12 protein-coding genes and 2 rRNA genes are annotated in these 20,886 nt (G+C 70.0%); 5 read left to right on the forward strand and 9 right to left on the reverse strand.

Annotation, left to right across the window (positions count from 1 at the left end):
* The first annotated feature begins 192 nt into the window (after positions 1 to 192).
* Positions 193 to 2,199, forward strand: a complete 2,007-nt coding sequence (locus O7611_RS21770; protein WP_269697490.1) for a hypothetical protein — start codon at positions 193 to 195, stop codon at positions 2,197 to 2,199.
* A 4-nt stretch (positions 2,200 to 2,203) separates the two neighbouring features.
* Here the strand turns inward: O7611_RS21770 and O7611_RS21775 are convergent, their stop codons facing one another.
* The 3 genes from O7611_RS21775 to O7611_RS21785 all read right to left on the reverse strand — a co-directional run bounded on the left by O7611_RS21775 (position 2,204) and on the right by O7611_RS21785 (position 8,086).
* A complete protein-coding gene (locus O7611_RS21775; protein WP_194802380.1) occupies positions 2,204 to 2,911 on the reverse strand; it encodes a lysophospholipid acyltransferase family protein in 708 nt (235 codons plus the stop codon).
* Positions 2,912 to 3,052: 141 nt separating this feature from the next.
* Positions 3,053 to 6,199, reverse strand: a complete 3,147-nt coding sequence (ileS, locus tag O7611_RS21780; protein WP_269697491.1) for an isoleucine--tRNA ligase — start codon at positions 6,197 to 6,199, stop codon at positions 3,053 to 3,055.
* Between the two features lie 327 nt (positions 6,200 to 6,526).
* On the reverse strand, positions 6,527 to 8,086 hold the full coding sequence (locus O7611_RS21785) for an alkaline phosphatase D family protein (protein ID WP_269697492.1): 1,560 nt from the start codon (positions 8,084 to 8,086) through the stop codon (positions 6,527 to 6,529).
* A 196-nt stretch (positions 8,087 to 8,282) separates the two neighbouring features.
* Here O7611_RS21785 and O7611_RS21790 point away from each other — a divergent pair, with 196 nt between their 5' ends.
* A complete protein-coding gene (locus O7611_RS21790) occupies positions 8,283 to 8,723 on the forward strand; it encodes a carboxymuconolactone decarboxylase family protein (protein WP_013288022.1) in 441 nt (146 codons plus the stop codon).
* Positions 8,724 to 8,783: 60 nt separating this feature from the next.
* Here the strand turns inward: O7611_RS21790 and ndk are convergent, their stop codons facing one another.
* The gene (gene ndk, locus O7611_RS21795) at positions 8,784 to 9,209 is read right to left on the reverse strand and encodes a nucleoside-diphosphate kinase (protein ID WP_013288023.1); all 426 of its coding nucleotides are present in this window, start codon (positions 9,207 to 9,209) and stop codon (positions 8,784 to 8,786) included.
* Positions 9,210 to 9,354: 145 nt separating this feature from the next.
* Here ndk and O7611_RS21800 point away from each other — a divergent pair, with 145 nt between their 5' ends.
* Positions 9,355 to 10,698 (forward strand): VOC family protein, encoded by a 1,344-nt coding sequence (locus tag O7611_RS21800; protein WP_194802383.1) that lies wholly within the window; start codon positions 9,355 to 9,357, stop codon positions 10,696 to 10,698.
* Between the two features lie 21 nt (positions 10,699 to 10,719).
* Here the strand turns inward: O7611_RS21800 and O7611_RS21805 are convergent, their stop codons facing one another.
* The 3 genes from O7611_RS21805 to O7611_RS21815 are packed head-to-tail and all read right to left on the reverse strand — an operon-like array spanning position 10,720 to position 15,091.
* On the reverse strand, positions 10,720 to 11,145 hold the full coding sequence (locus O7611_RS21805; protein WP_194802384.1) for a DUF4233 domain-containing protein: 426 nt from the start codon (positions 11,143 to 11,145) through the stop codon (positions 10,720 to 10,722).
* Positions 11,142 to 12,413, reverse strand: a complete 1,272-nt coding sequence (locus O7611_RS21810; protein ID WP_228532680.1) for a bifunctional folylpolyglutamate synthase/dihydrofolate synthase — start codon at positions 12,411 to 12,413, stop codon at positions 11,142 to 11,144. The genes O7611_RS21805 and O7611_RS21810 overlap by 4 nt, the downstream gene beginning before the upstream one ends.
* A gap of 59 nt (positions 12,414 to 12,472) precedes the next feature.
* Positions 12,473 to 15,091 carry a valine--tRNA ligase gene (locus tag O7611_RS21815; protein WP_269697493.1) on the reverse strand — a complete coding sequence of 873 codons (2,619 nt, stop codon included), beginning with the start codon at positions 15,089 to 15,091 and terminating at the stop codon, positions 12,473 to 12,475.
* A 69-nt stretch (positions 15,092 to 15,160) separates the two neighbouring features.
* Here O7611_RS21815 and O7611_RS21820 point away from each other — a divergent pair, with 69 nt between their 5' ends.
* On the forward strand, positions 15,161 to 15,838 hold the full coding sequence (locus O7611_RS21820) for a hypothetical protein (protein WP_194802387.1): 678 nt from the start codon (positions 15,161 to 15,163) through the stop codon (positions 15,836 to 15,838).
* 370 nt (positions 15,839 to 16,208) lie between these two features.
* The gene (locus O7611_RS21825) at positions 16,209 to 17,300 is read left to right on the forward strand and encodes an IS630 family transposase (RefSeq protein ID WP_269696078.1); all 1,092 of its coding nucleotides are present in this window, start codon (positions 16,209 to 16,211) and stop codon (positions 17,298 to 17,300) included.
* Positions 17,301 to 17,430: 130 nt separating this feature from the next.
* On the opposite strand, the gene rrf is transcribed toward O7611_RS21825, so the two are convergent.
* Together rrf and O7611_RS21835 are read right to left on the reverse strand one after the other, a co-directional pair.
* Positions 17,431 to 17,547: ribosomal RNA gene (gene rrf / locus O7611_RS21830) — 5S ribosomal RNA — on the reverse strand.
* Between the two features lie 80 nt (positions 17,548 to 17,627).
* A 23S ribosomal RNA gene (locus O7611_RS21835) occupies positions 17,628 to 20,736 on the reverse strand.
* Between the last annotated feature and the right edge of the window lie 150 nt (positions 20,737 to 20,886).

Here is a 20,886-nt window from a genome sequence, read left to right on the forward strand (position 1 = left end):
GCGGTGCCCCCGCCCTCTCCCGCGCCCGCGCCCGTGTCCACCGCGTTGATCAAGGAGTTCGCGGACTGTCCCGCGCTCCCACCGGACACGAACTCCTTGATCACCGGAGTGGGGGGCCCGGGGCGGGCGGGATTCGTCCCGGGTGGCGGGGCGGTACTAACCTCGCAACGGGCGCGAGAGGAGATAGCCGCGATGCCGCAGCCGCAGCCGGGGGCGGACCGGCCGGCCGACGGGGCCGAGATGCCGTCCGTCACCGAGCCGGCGACCGCCGCCGACACCGAGGACGCCGCCGGCGCCTCGGCTCCGGCGTCCCCGTCCACCACGCCGGAGGGCGCCGACGACCGGACGGCCGAGGAGCCGTCCGGCGCCGCCGAGAGCAGGGCGCACGACGGTACGCCCCGCCGCCCGCCGTCCGCCGTCGCGCCGGATGAGCAGCCGCACCGCGCCGAGCCCGGTGACCAGCCGTCCGGCGGCGCGGCGCCCGCCTCCCCGCCCGACGTCCCGGTCACGCCGAGCCCGGCGACCCCGCCCCCCGGCCGATCGACGACCTGTCCGGCATCGAGGAGAACGCAGCCGGCACCCGCCGAGCAGTCGGAGCAGGTCGAGCCCGCGCAGCAGGACGGACGGGCGCTGCCGGAGGACCGCCCCGAATCGTCCGAGCAGGCCGAACCGGCACGGCGGGACGAACGAGCCGAACCGGCGGGCGAGCCGGCAGACCCGGCCGACACCGCCGCGCTCGACGACACGAGCCAGCACGCGCCGGCGAGCACGACGACCGCCGACGCCCTCACCGGCGACGCCGGAACGCCGGCCGACGCGCCCACGGACAGCGAGGCCCCGACCGCCGACGCCGGAACACCTGCCGACATCGACGCCACCCCGCCCGTCCCGGTGACCAGGGCGCGCGGATCCGCAGCGGTTCCCGGCCGCACCACGCCCGTCCCCGCTCCGCGTACCGGGGGCCGGCCGGATCCGACCCGCATCGACGTCGCGGCGCAGCCACCGCCGGCCGCGACCACGCCGGATCCCACCAAGGTCGAGAACGCCCCGGAATCCATGCGGGCCGGGAACACGCCGGACCCGACCCGCGTGGAGAACGCCCCGAACCCGACCCGGGTCGAGGCGCCCCGCTGGAGCGGTTCGGCAGCCGTCCCGCCACCGCCGGCACGCCGGCCCGCCTGGGGTGAGTCCGCCGAGCCCACCCCGGTGCCGCCGCTCGCGTCGCCGGAACACGCCACGCCTGTCGACCCGTGGGCGGGGGTGGACACCACCGGCTGGGAGCTGCACGCCCCGGAGCTGCCGCCACCGACGCCGACGCTGCCGTACACCGCGCCCTGGGCCGTGCCGAACAATCCGCACCCGGCCCACCCGGCGCCACCGGCGGCGCACCCTGCCCCGCCACCGGCCCGTCCCGCGCCGCCCGCCGCCCGGCCGGTCTCGCCCCCGCCGCACAGCGCCCCGTACCCCGGACCGGCCCGGCCGGTCTCGCCGCCGCACCATCCCGCTCAGCCCGCCGCCCGGCCCCTGCCGCCCGCGACGCCCGTCGCGCCGCCGGCGAAGCCCGGGCGGCCGCCGAAGCAGCGCCGGGGCAAGGCCGGTCCGCCTGTCGCACCGCCGCCGGGCTGGCAGCAGCCGCCGAAGCGGACCCGCCGCCGGCGCCGCTGGCCCTGGGTGCTGCTGCTCTCCGTCGCCTGCTGCTGCGGGCTCCCGCTCTGGTGGTTCCAGCCGATCTCCACCCAGTACCCGGCCAGCGCCACCCTCCCGGACCAGATCGACTCGATGCGGCTACGCCAGGACGACAGCAGCCGGGCCGCCGCCGAGGAGCTGAAGTCCCGGGTACGCGAGTCGAACCTGCTGGCCGAGGACACGTTCGCCGGCATCTACAGCACGAGCGACGGCAAGCGGGTGACGTTGTTCGGCAGCACCGGGCTGCGGTTCAGCCCGGAGTCGGACGCCAAGTCGGAGATCGAACGTCTCGCCGGGGACTACGCCCTGCAGGAGCCGGTGGTGGTGGACACCGGCGTACGGGGACGCCACGAGCGCTGCGCCGTCGGCCGCGCGGACGGCGACTCGGTGGTGGTCTGCGTCTCGGCCGACCACGGCAGCCTCACCACCGGCGTGTTCACCCGGCTGTCGGTGGACGACAGCGGACGGCTGCTGAACGACCTGCGCCAGCGCGTGGTGGTGCCGAAGTCCTGACCGCTCAGGCGGTCTGATCGCCGCCGGTCTGGCCGCCGGTGGCCTGGTCGGCGCGCTTCGGGGCGTAGCGCGGGACGTACTCCTGGCCGCTGAGCTTCTGGATCTCGGCCATCATCTCGTCGGTCATCGCGCGCAGCGACGTGCGGTCGTCGGGACGGCCGGTGAAGTCCAGCGGCTTGCCGAACTTCATGGTGATCTTGGCACGACCCGGTCGCGGGATCCGCGTACCGATGGGCTGGGCCTTGTCGGTGCCGGTCACGCCGACCGGGATGATCGGCACGCCCGCGGCGATCGCCAGCCGGACGGTGCCGGTACGCCCGCGGTAGAGCCGCCCGTCCGGGGAACGGGTGCCCTCCGGGTAGACGGCGACCAGGTCGCCGGCCTTGAGCACCGGGATCGCCGCGTCGAACGCGGTGAGCGCGGCCCGGCCGCCGGCCCGCTCGACCGGGATGGCGCCCAGCCCGGTGAGCACGAACTTCGAGAAGCCGCCCTTGAGGCCGGTGCCCGTGAAGTACTCCGACTTGGCCCAGAACGCCAGGTGCCGGGGCACCACGGTGCCGAGGAGCAGTTCGTCGGCGACGGAGAGGTGGTTGCTGGCGAAGATCGCGCCGCCGGTCGCCGGGATGTGCTCCAAACCCTCCACGTGCGGACGGAAGGCCAACCGGAGCGCGGGCGCCACGGTGAGCTTGCCGATGGTGTAGAGCAGGGGCACGGGTCCTCCGGCGGTCGTACGTGAAACAGGCGCTGTCACGGTAGCCGACGCGGCCGTCCGCCACCGAGCGGGTGGCCCGCAGTCCACTCGCTGGGTGCGGGCCCTCCTCCACCCGAGAGGGTGCAGGAGGGCCCGGTCCGCTCACACCTTGCGGACCGTCACGGTCACGCGCTCGCCCTCGCCGGCTTCGCCGGCGAAGCCGTCGAGGCCCTCGGCGAAGTCGATGCTGTCGGCGAGCACCTCCCGCGCCACGAACCCGGTGTACGCGGCGACCGCCGCCCGCACCTCCTCGGACGCCGAGACCGCCACCGTGATCCGGTCGGAGATGTCCAGATCGGCGTCGCGGCGGGCCTGCTGCACGACCCGGACCACGTCCCGGGCCAGCCCCTCGGCGGCGAGTTCCGGCGTGACCTCGGTGTCCAGCACGACCACTCCCTCACCACCTGGTAGCGGCGCGGAGTGCTCGGCGTCGGCGGCGACCAGGCGCAGCTCGTACTCGCCCTCGGCCAGCGTGACCCCGGCGGCGACCGGGGCGCCGTCGCGCAGCTCCCACTCCCCCGCCTTGACCGCCTTGATGACCTGCTGGACGGCCTTGCCGACGCGCGGGCCGAGCGCCCGCGGCACCACGGTGAGCACCTGCTGGCAGTACGCGGACACCTCGCCGGTGAGCACGACCTCCTTGACGTTGACCTCGTCGGCGACCAGATCGGCGAAGGGCCGCAGCTGGGCGGCGACGGGCGACGCCACGGTGAGCGTCGCCAGCGGCAGCCGTACCCGCAGGCCCTTGGCCTTGCGCAGCGACAGCGCCGCCGAGGCGACCGCCCGGACGTTGTCCATCGCGGAGACCAGCTCGTGGTCGGCCGGGAACTCCTCCGCCTGCGGCCAGTCGGTCAGGTGCACCGACCGCTCGCCGGTCAGCCCGCGCCAGATCTCCTCGGCGGTCAGCGGCGCCAACGGCGCCACCACCCGGCAGAGCGTCTCCAGCACGGTCCACAGCGTGTCGAACGCGTCCGCGTCGCCGGCCCAGAACCGGTCCCGGGACCGGCGCACGTACCAGTTGGTCAGCGCGTCCAGGTAGGACCGCACGGTGGCACAGGCGCCGGAGATGTCGTACGCGTCCATCTGCGCGCCGACGGTCGCGACCAGCTCGTTCGTCTTCGCCAGCACGTACCGGTCGAGCACGTTCGCCGAGTCGGTACGACGACGCGCGGTGTAGCCGTCGGCGTTGGCGTAGAGCGAGAAGAAGTACCAGACGTTCCACAGCGGCAGCAGCACCTGGCGCACCGCGTCCCGGATGCCCGACTCGGTGACCGCCATGTCGCCGCCGCGCAACACCGGCGAGGACATCAGCATCCACCGCATCGCGTCCGACCCGTAGGAGTCGAACACGTGGTAGACGTCCGGGTAGTTGCGCAGGCTCTTGGACATCTTGCGGCCGTCCGAGCCGAGCAGGATGCCGTGGCTCAGGCAGTTGCGGAACGCCGGCCTGTCGAACAGCGCGGTGGCCAGTACGTGCATGGTGTAGAACCAGCCGCGGGTCTGCCCGATGTACTCGACGATGAAGTCACCCGGGTAGTGGTGCTCGAACCACTCGCGGTTCTCGAACGGGTAGTGCACCTGGGCGAACGGCATCGAGCCGGACTCGAACCAGCAGTCCAGCACCTCCGGCACCCGGCGCATCATCGACTTGCCCGTCGGGTCGTCCGGGTTGGGGCGGACCAGGTCGTCCACCGCCGGCCGGTGCAGGTCGGTCAGGCGTACGCCGAAGTCCCGCTCGATGTCGGCCAGCGAACCGTAGACGTCCACCCGCGGGTAGTTCGGGTCGTCGGAGCGCCACACCGGGATCGGCGAGCCCCAGAACCGGTTCCGGCTGATCGACCAGTCCCGGGCGTTGGCCAGCCACTTGCCGAACGAACCGTCCTTGATGTGGCCGGGCGTCCAGTTGATCTGCTGGTTCAGCTCGACCATCCGGTCCTTGAACGTCGACACCGCGACGAACCACGACGACACCGCCTTGTAGACCAGCGGGGTGTCGCAGCGCCAGCAGTGCGGGTAGGAGTGGGTGTAGGTGTCCTGCCGCAGCACCACCCCCCGCTCCTTCAGCTCCCGGATCACCGGCTTGTTCACGTCGAAGACCTGCTCGCCCTGGTACGGCGGCACCAGTGCGGTGAACCGGGTGTGGTCGTCCACCGTCACGACGGTGGGGATGCCGGCGGCGTTGCAGGTGTTCTGGTCGTCCTCGCCGAAGGCGGGCGCCAGGTGGACGATCCCGGTGCCGTCCTCGGTGGTGACGAAGTCCGCGCCGAGCACCTGGTAGGCGTTCTCCCCGGCCGGCTCGACCAGGAAGTCGTACAGCGGCGTGTAGCGGCGTCCGACCAGGTCGCGGCCGTACACGGTGCCGACCTGCTCGTATCCCTCCAGCTCCTTGGCGTACGCGCCGAGGCGCGCGGCGCCGACGACGTAGCGCTCACCGTCGCGTTCCAGCAGCGCGTACTCGATGTCGGGGCCGACGGCGAGCGCCAGGTTCGACGGCAGCGTCCACGGCGTGGTCGTCCAGACGCCCAGCTTGACCGGCCCGCGCAGCGGTTCCGGCGCGTTCTCGTCGGCGGTCAGCTCGAACCAGACGGTGAGCGTCGGGTCGTGCCGGTCCCGGTAGACGTCGTCCATCCGGGTCTCGGTGTTCGACAGCGGCGTCTCGCACCGCCAGCAGTACGCGAGCACCCGGAAGCCCTCGTAGACCAGGCCCTTGTCGTGCAGGGTCTTGAAGGCCCACATGACGCTTTCCATGTAGTCCAGGTCGAGCGTCTTGTAGTCGTTGGCGAAGTCGACCCAGCGGGCCTGCCGGGTGACGTACCGCTCCCAGTCGTGGGTGAACTCCAGCACCGACGTGCGGCAGGCGTCGTTGAACCGGGCCACGCCGAGGTCGAGGATCTCCGCCTTGGTGGTGATGCCGAGCTGCTTCTCGGCCACCACCTCGGCGGGCAGGCCGTGGCAGTCCCAGCCGAACCGGCGCTCGACGTGCTTGCCGCGCATGGTCTGGTAGCGCGGCACCACGTCCTTGACGTAGCCGGTGAACAGGTGGCCGTAGTGCGGCAGGCCGTTGGCGAACGGCGGGCCGTCGTAGAAGACGTACTCGTTCTCGCCGTCGCGGCCGGCGTCGCGGGCCTCCACCGACGCCTCGAAGGTCTTGTCGGCCGTCCAGTGCTCCAGCACCCGGCGCTCGACCGCGGGCAGGTCCGGGCTCGCCGGGACACCGGCGCCGGTCGGGTCGTGCAACGGATAGGCCATCGCCTGTCGCTCTCCCTCAGCAGCTCACTCGTCTGTGGTCTGCGAGGACGAGCCGAATCCGGTACGCCGTGACCGGCGTTCCGGGCGTGGCCCGCGGTACCACCCCGCTTGGCGGCCGAGGTGCGACCGCCCGCTCGTTGGCCGGCTGTGACGGGCCGTCCCGTCCGGTTCTACTGAGCCGGTCACCCGGCCGTTCTTCCGGAGGCTCGCCGGTGATGGCCGGGTCGTCGCCTGTGCGTTCAAGCGTACTCGACCCCCCACCCACCGCGCCGCCGAGTATCTCCCGCCCCACCCCACCCCGCCTCCACCCCGCCTCCACCCCGTGTGTCAGCGGTGGGACGGGGCCGGGAGGGTGGTGGTCCAGAGGGAGACGCCGGAGCGGTCGCGCAGGTGGACCGTGAGCGCCGCCGACGGGCCGTCGATGGTCACCTCGCCGAAGTGCTGGAAGCCCTCGGCCGGTGAGGTGTTGGCGCGCGGCGGCGCGTGCACGAAGACCGCCTTCGGGCCGAACGTGCCGTCCAGCGCGTTCGGCCCGAACGCACCGGCGTGCGCCGGGCCGGAGACGAACTCCCAGAACGGGCTGAAGTCCCGCACGGCGGCGCGCGCCGGGTCGTAGTGGTGGGCGGCGGTGTAGTGCACGTCGGCGGTGAGGAACACCAGCCCGGTCACCCCGGCCCGGTGCGAGGCGCGCAGCACCTCGGCGAACTCCAGTTCCCGGCCGGCCGGCGCGCCGTGGTCGCCCTGCGCGACACCCTCCTGGGCGTCTGACCCGTCCGGCACCACCACGCCGATCGGCAGGTCGTTGGCGATCACCTTCCAGGTGGCGCGGGACGCGCGCAGCTCCCGGATCAGCCACTCCCGCTGCGCCGTGCCGAGCAGGCCGCGACTGCGGTCCGCGTACGTGTTGCCGTCGTTCGGGTCCTTGTAGGTGCGCATGTCCAGCACGAACACGTCCAGCAGCGGCCCGTACGACAACTTGCGGTACATCGGCCCGCCCGACGGCACCGGCAGCCACTCGTGGAACGCCTGCCGGGCCCGGGCGGCGAGCACGTCCACGCGCTTCTCGCCGTACCTGTCGTCGGTCAGGATCTCCCCCGGGTACCAGTTGTTCACCACCTCGTGGTCGTCCCACTGGTTGATCTGCGGCACCTCGGCGGCGAACGCCCGCAGGTGCTCGTCGAGCAGGTTGTACGCGAACTGCCCCCGGTACTCGGCGAGCGTCTCGGCCACCTTGCTCTTCTCCGGCGTCACCAGGTTGCGCCAGGTGCGGCCGTCCGGCAGCACCACGCTCTCGGCCAGCGGGCCGTCGGCGTACACGGTGTCGCCGCTGCACAGGAAGAAGTCCGGGCGGCGTTCCCGCATGGCCCGGAAGATCGCCAGGCCGTCGAAGTCGGTGCTGATCCCCCAGCCCTGCCCGACGATGTCGCCGGTCCATACGAACCGCACGTCACGCCGCTGGTGCCGCCCGGGGGCGGTGGCGAACGAACCGGTCAGCGGCTCGCTGCACAGGCCGTGCCGGTCCAGGCTCTCCACCCGTACCCGGTAGTGCAGCCGCTCCCCCGCGGGCAGGCCGCGCAGGCGGACCTTGCCGGTGAGGTCGCCGGTGGGGTCGACCACCGGGCCGCGCACCAGGCGGGCGCCGCGCAGGTCCGGGCGGCGGCTCACCTCGACGAGCATCCGGCCGGGCCGGTCCGCGCGGGTCCAGACCAGCGCCGAGTCGGCGGTCACGTCGCCGCTCTGCACGCCGTGGGTGAGCAGCGGCCGGCCGCTGCGCCGCAGGCCGGGTGCGGCGGGCGCGCCGGGCGCGCCGAGCAGCGCGCCGCCGGCGACTCCGGCACCGGCGACCAGGCCGGCGCGGAGCAGGGTACGTCGATCGAAGTGCGTCATGGGTTCTCCCGGTCTCGGCAGTGTCGCCAGCCCGGTCTACCGGCCGCAGGTGGCCGGGAACTCCGGTCGAGGTGACCGGCACGTCAACGACTGCTGTCCAGCGCTCCGGCATGACAACCGTCACACCGCCGGGCCGTCACACCGCGCCCACCGTGCCCCGTCCTGTGCGCGTACCCGAACCCTCAAGGAGGCGGCGATGAGCCGGATGGACATGGCGGCGGTGGCACCGGAGGCGTACCAGGCCGTGCTGGGCCTGGAGAAGTACGTCCGGGCGAACGTGGACCACACCGTGCTGGAGCTGGTGAAGCTGCGGGCGTCGATGCGCAACGGCTGCGCGTTCTGCGTGGACATGCACAGCCGCGAGGCGCTGGCGGCCGGTGAGGACAGCCGCCGGCTGTTCGCTGTCGCGGCGTGGCGCGAGGCGCCGTTCTTCGACGAGCGGGAGCGGGCCGCGCTGGCCCTCACCGACGCGGTGACCCGGCTCGGCGAGCACGGCGTGCCGGATGACGTCTGGGACGCCGCGGCGAAGGTGTGGTCGGAGAAGGAGCTGGCGGACCTGGTGATGGCGATCGCCACCATCAACGTGTGGAACCGGGTCGCGGTGACCTGCCGGACGCAGCCGCCGGCGCAGGTCTGATCGCTGACACACGACGGCCCCGGTCCCGCCAGGAGCGGGCCGGGGCCGTCGGCGTGTCGGTCAGGCCAGCTCGGGGAACCAGAGCGCGATCTCGCGCTTGGCGCTGTCCGCCGAGTCGGAGGCGTGCACCAGGTTCTCCCGGTTCGACAGCGACAGGTCACCGCGGATGGTGCCGGCGGCGGCCTTGCGGCCGTCGGTGCTGCCGATCATCGCGCGCACCACCTCGACCACCTGGTCGCCGGAGAGCACCAGCGCCACCAGCGGGCCGCTGGTCATGAACGTCTTCAGCGGCGGGTAGAACGGCTTGTCGACGTGCTCGGCGTAGTGCTGGTCGGCGAAGTCGCCGTCCATGGTCCGGCTCACCATCGCGTCGATCCGCAGGCCCTTGCGCTCGAAACGGGACAGGATCTCGCCCACCAGACCGCGGCGCACCGCGTCGGGCTTGATCAGTACGAGCGACCGCTCGTCCGGGCTGCTGCTGGACACGCTGGGTTCCTCCTGCGCACTCAAACGGGGTTCGGCTGGGTACGGTCAGCGTAGCGACCCGGTCCCGGCGCCGGCGCGGCGGCTGCGTCTTCCCTGGCCCGCCGCGGCGGCCTAGCCTGGCCCTGGAACCCCTGGGAGGTCCACTGTGGCGAATGGCGGGAACCGCACGATCGCGCCGGTACGCAAACTGATCGGGGCGGTGCTGGGCACCGTCGCCACCTTCGTGACCGTGTTCGGGCTCGGCATGACCAGCTGGGCCATCGTGGCGCTCGGCGTGGCGCTGCTGGTGCTGGCGATCGCCCTGGCCACGGTACGCGGCGGCGGCCGCACCTGGGTGATCGGCCTGGGGCACGTGCACAGCGCCTCCGAGCCGCCCACCCAGTACGCGTTCGGCCGGTGCGAGCTGCAACTGGTGATCGACGCGCCGGGGCTGCCGCCTCGCTCCAAGAAGATCATCGAGCCTCGGGTGCCGGTCGCCAAGTGGCCCTCGCTGGGCCAGGCGCTGCCGGTCCGGGTGGCGCTGGACGACCAGCGGCACGTACGCGTGCTCTGGGACGAGGTGCCCACGCACGCCGAGAGCGCCGCCGCGGTCGCCGACCTGCCGCCCGAGTACGCCGTCGAGCCGGACCCGCTGGACGAGCCGCTGATCGCGCAGGAGGCGCCGCCGTGGGCTGGGCGCGCGCCGGAGGACGACTTCCGCGACGACTACCCGCCCGCGCCGGACCCGTACCTGGACGACGTACCGCCCCGGGCCGAGGACCGCGAGCCGGTGGTGCTGCACCAGAGCCCCGGCGGCCCGGTGGTGCTGGAGGGCCAGCTCGTCGAGCGGGCCGAACGCACGGCCGGCCCTGACCCGCTCCCCCGCCGCGCCCCGGCGCCCCGCTCGCCGGCCGAGGAGCCGGTCGACACCGTGCCGGTCGAGACAGTGCTCGTCGACTCCGGGCCGGCCGACTCAGGGCCGGCCGGCTCAGGGCCGGCCGAGATCGACCCGATCGACGTGGCGCTTGACGACCCCGCGGACGCCCCTCGGCGCTCCGACGCGCCGCCGACGCCCGAGGAACTGGACGAGGCGATCTTCGGCCCGTCCGGCGCGGCCGAGCCGGACGAGCTGGCCGGCCCGATCAGCGGCGTCGGCATCACGCTGCTCGTCACCGACCTGGACCGGTCCCTCGACTTCTACCGGGAGCTCGGCTTCGAGGAGCTGGATCGGGGCGAGGGCAACGCCGTGCTCGCCTCCGGGCCGACCCGGCTTGTGCTGCGCCGGGTGACCGGCGCCGCCCCGATCAGCCGCCGCCTGGTGCACGTCAACCTGGAGGTGGACGACATCCAGGGCGCGTACGAGCGGCTGCGCGAGTCCGGCGTCCGGTTCACGTACGCCCCGCGCGTGGTCAACCGGGGCACCAAGCTGGAGGTGTGGGCGGCTGCCTTCCGCGACCCCGACGGCCACGGTGTCGCGCTGACGCAGTGGCGCACCCTCGCCGACGCCTGAGCGGTACGCGGCGGCCCGTCCTCAGCCGAGGATGACCCGCCGCACGTGCAGCGCGTACGCCCACACCAGCGCGAACATCACCCCGAGCGCGAACAGCGACCAGTGCAGCAGCCCGGAGAGCAGCAGCAGTCCCTGGATCACGGTGCCGGCGTGCCATGCCCACGGGCGGCGCATCATCCCGGCGAGCACCACACAGGCGACCGCCAGCGTCACGATCGCGCCGATCGCCGCGCCGCTCAGGTCACCGCCGACCACCCGGATCGGCTGGATGGCCAGCAGCAGCACCAGCGCCTCCAGCGACATCGTGCCGGCGCCGAGTCCGCGTACCGCCTTGTCCGGGTTCCGCAGCCCGGACCGCCGCACGCCGCCCACCGGCTCCGAGCCGCCTGCCTGCTCCGGGCCCGTCGGCTGCTCAGCGCCGGTCGGGCGCTGCTGCGGGCCGGTCATCGCTTGAGCAGCCGGCGGGCGTCGGCCACTGTCACCACCGATCCGGTGACCAGCACGCCCACCCCGGACAGCTCGCCCGGCACGTCCGACTCGGCCTCCGCCACCGCCGCCTCGATGGCGTCGGGCATCTCCCGGGCCACCTGCACCCGCTCCGGCCCGAAGATCTCCCGCGCCAGCGCCGCCAGCTCGTCCACCGGCATCGCCCGGGCCGAGCTGTTCTCCGCCACCACGATCGAGTCGAGCACCGGTTCGAGCAGTTCCAGCAGGCTCGCCGCGTCCTTGTCGCCGAGCACCGCCAGCACGCCGACGAGCTTGCTGAACGCGAACTCCTCCTGCACGGCGGCGACCGTCGCGGCCATCCCGTGCGGGTTGTGCGCGCCGTCGAGCAGCACCGTCGGGGCGCTACGCACCCGCTCCAGCCGGCCCGGCGAACTGGTCGCGGCGAAGCCCTCACGGACCGCATCGATGTCGAGCTGCCGCCGTGCGCCGGCACCGAGGAACGCCTCCACGGCGGCCAGCGCGACCGCCGCGTTCTGCGCCTGGTGCGCGCCGTGCAGCGGGATGAAGATCTCCTCGTACACTCCGCCCAGGCCCTGGATGGTCAGCACCTGGCCGCCGACCGCGACCGCGCGGCGCAGCACGCCGAACTCGGCGCCCTCGCGGGCGACTGTGGCGTTGACCTCGGCGCAGCGTTCCAGGATCGGGCGGGCGGCCTCCTCCTCCTGCGCCGCCGCGATCACTGTGGCGCCGGGGTGGATGATGCCGGCCTTGTGCAGCGCGATGTCCTCGATCGTGTCGCCGAGCCACTCGGTGTGGTCCAGCCCGATCGGGGTGATCACGGCGACGCCGGCCTGGATGACGTTCGTCGCGTCCTCCGCGCCGCCGAGCCCGACCTCCACCACCGCCACGTCGACCGGGGCGTCGGCGAACGTGGCGAACGCCAGCGCCGTGGTCATGTCGAAGTACGTCAGCGGCTCGGCGAACCGCTTGTCGACCAGCTCGGCCAGCGGCGCGATCTCACGGTACGTGGACACGAACCGCTCCTCGCTCACCGCCTCGCCGTCCAGGCTGATCCGCTCCCGGACCGTCTCCAGGTGCGGGCTGGTGTAGCGGCCGGTGTGCAGCCCGAACGCCCGCAGCAGCGAGTCGATCATCCGGGCCGTCGAGGTCTTGCCGTTGGTGCCGGTCAGGTGGATCGACGGGTACGCCCGCTGCGGGCTGCCCAGCAGATCGAGCAGGGTCTCGATCTTCTCCAGCTCGAAGTGCATCCGGGTGAAGCCGCGCGCGTTGAGCGCGGCCTCCACCTCGGCGAACGCGGTGCGGTCGTTCACGAGGAAAGCGCCTCCAGGGCGGCGTCGATCCGGACCAGGTCCGCCTCGGCCACCGCCAGCCGCTCGCGGATCTTCGCCACCACCGGCTCGGGCGCCTTGCCCACGAACGCCGGATTGTCCAGCTTCGCCCGCGCCTGGGTGGCCTCCTTCTCGGCTGCCGCCCGGTCCTTGGTGAGCCGGGCGCGCTCGGCGGCCACGTCGATCGAGCCGCGGGTGTCGAGCGCGACGCTCACCGCGCCGGGCATGGCCAGCGTGGCGCTCGCCTGGAAGTCGTCGCCCGGCGCGTCCAGCCGGGCCAGCGAGCGGACCAGCGGCTCGTGCGCCGCGATGCCAGCGCCGGTCAGGCCGTCGAGCCGCGCGGCGACCCGCTGGGTCGGCCGCAGCCCCTGGTCCGACCGGAACCGCCGGACCTCGGTCACCACCCGCTGGAGGGTGCCGACCTCGCTCTCCGCGGCGTCGTCGATCAGGGTACGGTCGGCGACCGGCCAGGACGCCGTCAGTACGGTCTCGCCGCCGCTGAGCGCGGCCCACAGCTCGTCGGTGACGAACGGGATGACCGGGTGCAGCAGCCGCAGGAGCTGGTCCAGCACGTGCCCGAGCACCCGGCGGGTGGCGTCGGCGGCGGGGCCGCCCTCGGCCAGGACCGGCTTGCTCAGCTCCACGTACCAGTCGCAGACGTCGTCCCACGCGAAGTGGTAGAGCAGGTCGCAGACCTTCGCGAACTCGTACGCCTCGAACTGCTCGTCGACCTCGGCGGTGACGTGCGCCAGCCGGGACAGGATCCACCTGTCGACGGTGGAGAGGTCAGCGGCGGCCGGCAGCGGGCCGTCGGTGTGCGCACCGTTGAGCAGCGCGAACCGGGTGGCGTTCCAGAGCTTGTTGCAGAAGTTGCGGGAGCCCTGGCACCACTCCTCGCTGACCGGCACGTCCTGGCCGGGGTTGGCGCCCCGGGCCAGCGTGAACCGGGTGGCGTCGGCGCCGAACCGGTCGATCCAGTCCAGGGGGTCGACCACGTTGCCGAACGACTTCGACATCTTCTTGCCGTGCTCGTCGCGGACCATGCCGTGCAGCGCCACCACGTCGAACGGCTGCACGCTGTCCATCGCGTACAGGCCGAACATCATCATCCGGGCGACCCAGAAGAACAGGATGTCGTAGCCGGTGACCAGCACGCTGGTCGGGTAGAACTTCGCCAGGTCGGGGGTACGCTCGGGCCAGCCGAGCGTGGAGAACGGCCACAGCCCGCTGGAGAACCAGGTGTCCAGGACGTCCTCGTCCTGCCGCCAGCCCTCGCCGGACGGCGGCTCCTCGTCCGGGCCGACGCAGACGATCTCGCCGCCCGGGCCGTACCAGACGGGGATGCGGTGGCCCCACCAGAGCTGGCGGGAGATGCACCAGTCGTGCATGTTGTCGACCCAGGCGAAGTAGCGCTTGGCCAGCTCGGCCGGCTCGATCTTCACCCGGCCGTCGCGCACCGCGTCACCGGCGGCCTTCGCGAGCGGGGCGGTGTTGACGAACCACTGCAGCGACAGCCGCGGCTCGACGGTCGTCTTGCACCGCGAGCAGTGCCCGACCGCGTGCAGGTACGGCCGCTTCTCGGCGACGATCCGGCCCTGCTCGCGCAGCGCCGCGACGATGGCCGGGCGGGCCTCGTACCGGTCCAGGCCCTGGAACGGTCCGGGCGCGGTGATGACGCCGCGCTCGTCCATGATCGTCAGCGAGGGCAGGTCGTGCCGCTGGCCGATCTCGAAGTCGTTCGGGTCGTGCGCCGGTGTCACCTTGACCATGCCGGTGCCGAAGCTCGGGTCGACGTGCTCGTCGGCGACGATCGGGATCCGCCGGTCGGTGAGCGGCAGCTCCACCTCGGTACCGATCAGGTGCCGGTACCGCTCGTCGTCCGGGTGCACCGCCACCGCGGTGTCGCCGAGCATGGTCTCAGCCCGGGTGGTCGCCACCACGACCTCGTCGCCGTAGCGGATCGAGACGAGCTCGCCCTCGTCGTCGGTGTGCTCCACCTCGATGTCGGACAGCGCGGTGAGGCAGCGCGGGCACCAGTTGATGATCCGGTTGGCCCGGTAGATGAGCCCGTCGTCGAAGAGCTTCTTGAACATGGTCTGCACGGCCCGGGACAGGCCCTCGTCCATGGTGAACCGCTCACGGTCCCAGTCGACGGCGTCGCCGAGCCGGCGCATCTGGCCGAGGATCGCGCCGCCGGACTCGGCCTTCCACTGCCAGACCCGCTCGACGAACTTCTCCCGCCCGAGGTCGTGCCGGGACAGCCCCTCACCGGCGAGCTGCCGCTCGACCAGGTTCTGGGTGGCGATGCCGGCGTGGTCCATGCCCGGCAGCCAGAGCGCCTCGTACCCCTGCATCTTCTTGCGCCGGGTGAGCGCGTCCATGAGCGTGTGCTCGAACGCGTGCCCCATGTGCAGCGAGCCGGTGACGTTCGGCGGCGGGATGACGATGGTGAACGGCGGCTTCTCGCTGTCCGCCGACGCCCGGAAGTGCCCGCCGGCTACCCACTGCTCGTACCGTCGCTGCTCTACCTCGCCGGGCTGGTACTGGCCGGCGAGGGTCGGGGCGTCGGGGCGTCGGGCATCCAGTCTCTCGGTCACTCTGAAAGTCTACGGAGCGCTTTCGGGGACCCGACGTGCACCACCTGTGATTCGCGTACGGTGGCGGTCATGTCCGACGCGCATCTCACCGAGCGCCCGGTCGACGGGGGCCCCGATCCGGTCGAGCTGACCGACGAGCCGATCGAGCTGAGCCGCCGCGATCCCGCGCAGGAGCCCGAACGCCGTCCCGTGTCCCGGCGCCGGAAGATCGTCCTCGCCGCCCTGCTGGCGGCCGGCCTGGCCGGCGCCGGCGCGCTCGGGCTGGGCGGCTGGCGGGTGGTCCAGCAGAAGGACACCACGCTCGGTCAGCCGGCCGAGGTGGCCGGGCTGGTCCGGGACGACAGCGAACGGGCTCGCAGCACCGCCGACTACCTGCGCGACGGACTGGCCGCCGACATCGAGCTGGACCGCGGCTACGGCGCCGTCTACTCCGACCGCGGGGACGCCAAGCGTTCGGTGCTGCTGTTCGGCGGCACCACGCTGCTCTGGCAGCCCGAACGTGACCTGGACACTCTGTTCGGCCTGATGGCCGACGAGACCGGCCGGGTGGCAGGGCTGCGCGAGGTGGACGCGGGCCGCCTGGGCGGCGTGATGAAGTGCGGTACGACCAGCGGCGACGGTGGCGACTTCGCGGTCTGCGGGTGGGCCGACCACGGCAGCGTGGTGATGGGCATGTTCCCGGGCCGCCGGGTCGACGACGCCGCGGCGCTGTTCCGCGAGATCCGCGAGTCCGTCCAGAGCCGCTGACCCGCGACCTCGGCGCCCTCTCACCGGGCCAGTACGCCGAGGTGCCCGCACACGCCCTGCCCCGCCCCCGCCACGTCGCCGTGTCGGCGCCCCTGTCCCTCCCATGCCCCGGTCTCGGGGTAATGGCCGCCCAGCCCCTCCTGTTCGGGGAGGTGGGCCGGATGCCAGACAGTCCGTTGTGTCTCCCCCTCGGGGAAGTGGCTGGATCCGGGGCACTCCGTTGCAGCCACTACGGCGTACTGGTGGCCGGCACACCAGTACGGCGAAGTGGCTAGTGCCCCGTCTTTGAACGTTGATCGTGTAATCCATCGGTTCTGAGGACGGATCGGGCAGGCTGTCTCCCAGCACTCGTCAGGGGAGGTGGTGGCCGGTGGGTAGACGGCCGGAGGTGTTCGTCCGGCAGGTGTCGATGGCCGAGGGTCAACGGTTGCAGCGGATCACCCGCACGGCGAAGGACCCGGTGAAGCTGCGTAGGGCGATCGTGGTGCTGATGTCCGCCCAGGGCCAGCCGGCCCCGGACATCGCCCACCTGCTCAAAGCCAGCGAGGACTACGTGCGGGACGTGATCCACGCGTTCAACGAGCGGGGGTTCGACGCGCTGGACCCAAAATGGAACGGGGGCGCACCGAGACGGATCGATGAGCAGACCCGTGACTGGATCTGCGTCATCGCCCGGTGCGACCCCCGGTTCCTCGGCCGACCGTTCTCGTGCTGGTCCCTGGCCAAGCTGCGCGACTACCTGATCGACGCCGGCTACGTGGCGACGATCAGCGCCGAGACCATTCGGCGGATCCTGCACGAGCGTGGCGTGTCGTGGCAGGCAACCAAGACGTGGAAGGCCAGCAACGACCCCGACTTCACGTCGAAGATGCGCCGGATCCTGGACCTCTACGACCATCCACCGGCCGACGGTCGGGTGTTGTGTGTGGACGAGTTCGGGCCGCTGAGCCTGCAACCCCGTCCCGGCCGGGCCTGGCGCCCTCAGGGTCAGCCCGTTCGGCTGCGGGCCACCTACACCCGCGACCAGGGTGTGCGGCACATGATCGCCGCCTTGGACCTGGCCACCGGGAGGCTGCACTACCGCATCCGTGACCGGAAACGGTGGCGCGAGTTCCTGAGCTTCCTCAAGACCCTGCGCCGCCGCTGGCCCGACCAAAAGCTGTATCTGATCTGCGATAACTTCTCCCCGCACAAGCACCCCGAGGTCCGCGCCTGGTGCGCCGCCAACCAGGTCGACCTGGTATTCCTACCGACCTACGCCTCCTGGCTGAACTGGATCGAAGCCGAGTTCGCCGCCGTGCGCTACTTCGCCCTCAACGGCACAGACCACCGCAGCCACGCCGAGCAGGACGCCGCCATCGGCGACTACATCCGATGGCGCAACCAACGCGCCAGACCGAAATCCGCATTCGCCGCCGGCTCCAAGATCCGCCACCCGGATTACCCGTTCAAGGCTGCATGACGGGGCACTAGGTCCGGGGTACTCCGTTACCCGCATCGGGGGCCAGCTTTGCGGCCGGTCTGGTGGTGTTTTCCGGGGGTGAACGTAATTCAGGGCCACCCCGGTCGGGGTGGCCCTGAATTGAAAGATTGTCCGGCGGTGTCCTACTCTCCCACACCCTCCCGAGTGCAGTACCATCGGCGCTGGAGGGCTTAGCTTCCGGGTTCGGAATGTGACCGGGCGTTTCCCCTCCGCCATGACCGCCGTAACTCTATGAACATGTCAACCAACCCAACCCTGGTGGGTGATCGTTTGTTCAGAGTTGCACAGTGGACGCGTAGCAGCTTGGTAGTCAAGTCCTCGGCCTATTAGTACCGGTCAACTGAACCCGTTACCGGGCTTACATTTCCGGCCTATCAACCCAGTCGTCTAGCTGGGGGCCTTACCCCACAATGTGGGTGGGATACCTCATCTTGAAGCGAGCTTCCCGCTTAGATGCTTTCAGCGGTTATCCCTTCCGAACGTAGCTAACCAGCCGTGCCCCTGGCGGGACAACTGGCACACCAGAGGTTCGTCCGTCCCGGTCCTCTCGTACTAGGGACAGCCCTTCTCAAGTATCCTACGCGCACGGCGGATAGGGACCGAACTGTCTCACGACGTTCTAAACCCAGCTCGCGTACCGCTTTAATGGGCGAACAGCCCAACCCTTGGGACCTGCTACAGCCCCAGGATGCGACGAGCCGACATCGAGGTGCCAAACCATCCCGTCGATATGGACTCTTGGGGAAGATCAGCCTGTTATCCCCGGGGTACCTTTTATCCGTTGAGCGACACCGCTTCCACATGCCAGTGCCGGATCACTAGTCCCGACTTTCGTCCCTGCTCGACCTGTCAGTCTCACAGTCAAGCTCCCTTGTGCACTTGCACTCAACACCTGATTGCCAACCAGGCTGAGGGAACCTTTGGGCGCCTCCGTTACCCTTTAGGAGGCAACCGCCCCAGTTAAACTACCCACCAGACACTGTCCCTGAACCGGATAACGGTCCGAAGTTAGATACCCAAATCAACCAGAGTGGTATTTCAAGATTGCCTCCACCCATACTGGCGTATGGACTTCACCGGCTCCCACCTATCCTACACAAGCTAATTCAGATACCAATGTCAAGCTATAGTAAAGGTCCCGGGGTCTTTCCGTCCTGCCGCGCGTAACGAGCATCTTTACTCGTAATGCAATTTCGCCGGGCCTGTGGTTGAGACAGTGGGGAAGTCGTTACGCCATTCGTGCAGGTCGGAACTTACCCGACAAGGAATTTCGCTACCTTAGGATGGTTATAGTTACCACCGCCGTTTACTGGCGCTTAAGTTCTCCGCTTCGCCCCGAAGAGCTAACAGGTCCCCTTAACGTTCCAGCACCGGGCAGGCGTCAGTCCATATACATCGAATTACTTCTTCGCATGGACCTGTGTTTTTAGTAAACAGTCGCTTCCCCCTGCTCTCTGCGGCCATACAACGCTCCACCCGCGCGGGGCTTCACGTCTCCGGCCCCCCTTCTCCCTAAGTTACGGGGGCAATTTGCCGAGTTCCTTAACCACAGTTCGCCCGATCGCCTCGGTATTCTCTACCTGACCACCTGTGTCGGTTTGGGGTACGGGCCGCTAAGAACTCGCTAGAGGCTTTTCTCGGCAGCATAGGATCACTGACTTCACCTGAATCGGCTCGGCATCACGTCTCAGCCCTAGTGGTGTGCGGATTTGCCTACACACCGGCCTACACGCTTACCCCGGCACAACCACCGGCCGGGCTCAGCTACCTTCCTGCGTCACCCCATCGCTTGACTACTACCCGCCAGGTTCCCACGCTCCCCACCATTGGTCCGAAGACCGCCGGCAGTTCGGGTGGTTAGCACAACGAGGTTCATCAGGGTCGCTCTTTCGCGGGTACGGGAATATCAACCCGTTGTCCATCGACTACGCCTCTCGGCCTCGCCTTAGGTCCCGACTCACCCAGGGCGGATTAGCCTGGCCCTGGAACCCTTGGTCATCCGGCGGAAGGGTTTCTCACCCTTCTTTCGCTACTCATGCCTGCATTCTCACTCGTGCCGCGTCCACAACTGGGTCACCCCGCTGCTTCACCCCCGGCACGACGCTCCCCTACCCATCCACACACCTGCATACCCCATCAAGGAGGCACGAAGTTAAAATGTGAATGCCACAGCTTCGGCGGTGTGCTTGAGCCCCGCTACATTGTCGGCGCGGAACCACTTGACCAGTGAGCTATTACGCACTCTTTAAAGGGTGGCTGCTTCTAAGCCAACCTCCTGGTTGTCTATGCGACCCCACATCCTTTTCCACTTAGCACACGCTTAGGGGCCTTAGCTGGTGATCTGGGCTGTTTCCCTCTCGACTACGAAGCTTATCCCCCGCAGTCTCACTGCCGCGCTCTCACTTACCGGCATTCGGAGTTTGGCTGATTTCGGTAAGCTTGTGGGCCCCCTAGACCATCCAGTGCTCTACCTCCGGCAAGAAACACGCGACGCTGCACCTAAATGCATTTCGGGGAGAACCAGCTATCACGGAGTTTGATTGGCCTTTCACCCCTAACCACAGGTCATCCCCCAACTTTTCAACGTTGGTGGGTTCGGCCCTCCACGCGGTCTTACCCGCGCTTCAGCCTGCCCATGGCTAGATCACTCCGCTTCGGGTCTAGAGCATGCGACTAAAAACGCCCTATTCAGACTCGCTTTCGCTACGGCTCCCCCACACGGGTTAACCTCGCCACATGCCACTAACTCGCAGGCTCATTCTTCAAAAGGCACGCCGTCACCCCGCAAGGCTCCGACGGATTGTAGGCGAACGGTTTCAGGTACTATTTCACTCCCCTCCCGGGGTACTTTTCACCATTCCCTCACGGTACTCGTCCGCTATCGGTCACCAGGAAGTATTTAGGCTTACCAGGTGGTCCTGGCAGATTCACGGCAGATTTCAGGAGTCCGCCGCTACTCGGGAACACCCACAGAAGACCAGCAACTTTCACCTACCGGACTATCACCGTCTACGGTCAGCCATTCCAGACTGTTCGACTAGCCACTAGCTTTGTAACTTCTCCAACAGATGTCAGTCTGTTGAGCAGGGTCCCACAACCCCGACCACGCAACCCCTGACAGGTATCACACGCCGCCGGTTTAGCCTCAATCCGCTTTCGCTCGCCACTACTCACGGAATCACTATTTGTTTTCTCTTCCTACGGGTACTGAGATGTTTCACTTCCCCGCGTTCCCCCCACACACCCTATGTGTTCAGGTGCGGGTGACATCACATGACTGATGCCGGGTTTCCCCATTCGGACACCCTGGGATCACAGCTTGGTTGACAGCTCCCCCAGGCCTATCGCGGCCTCCCACGTCCTTCATCGGCTCCTGGTGCCAAGGCATCCACCGTTCGCCCTTGACAACTTGACCACAAAGATGCTCGCGTCCACTGTGCAATTCTCAACAAACAACCAACCCACAACCCACAGCCCCACACCTACAACCACCACATGGTCACGGTTTGCGAGACCAGGCCATGCCTGGCGCCTTCCGCCCCCTCGGACACAGTCCACAGGAGGC

Origin of the sequence: Micromonospora sp. WMMC273, assembly GCF_027460285.1 — a bacterium.
GTDB lineage: Bacteria > Actinomycetota > Actinomycetes > Mycobacteriales > Micromonosporaceae > Micromonospora > Micromonospora aurantiaca.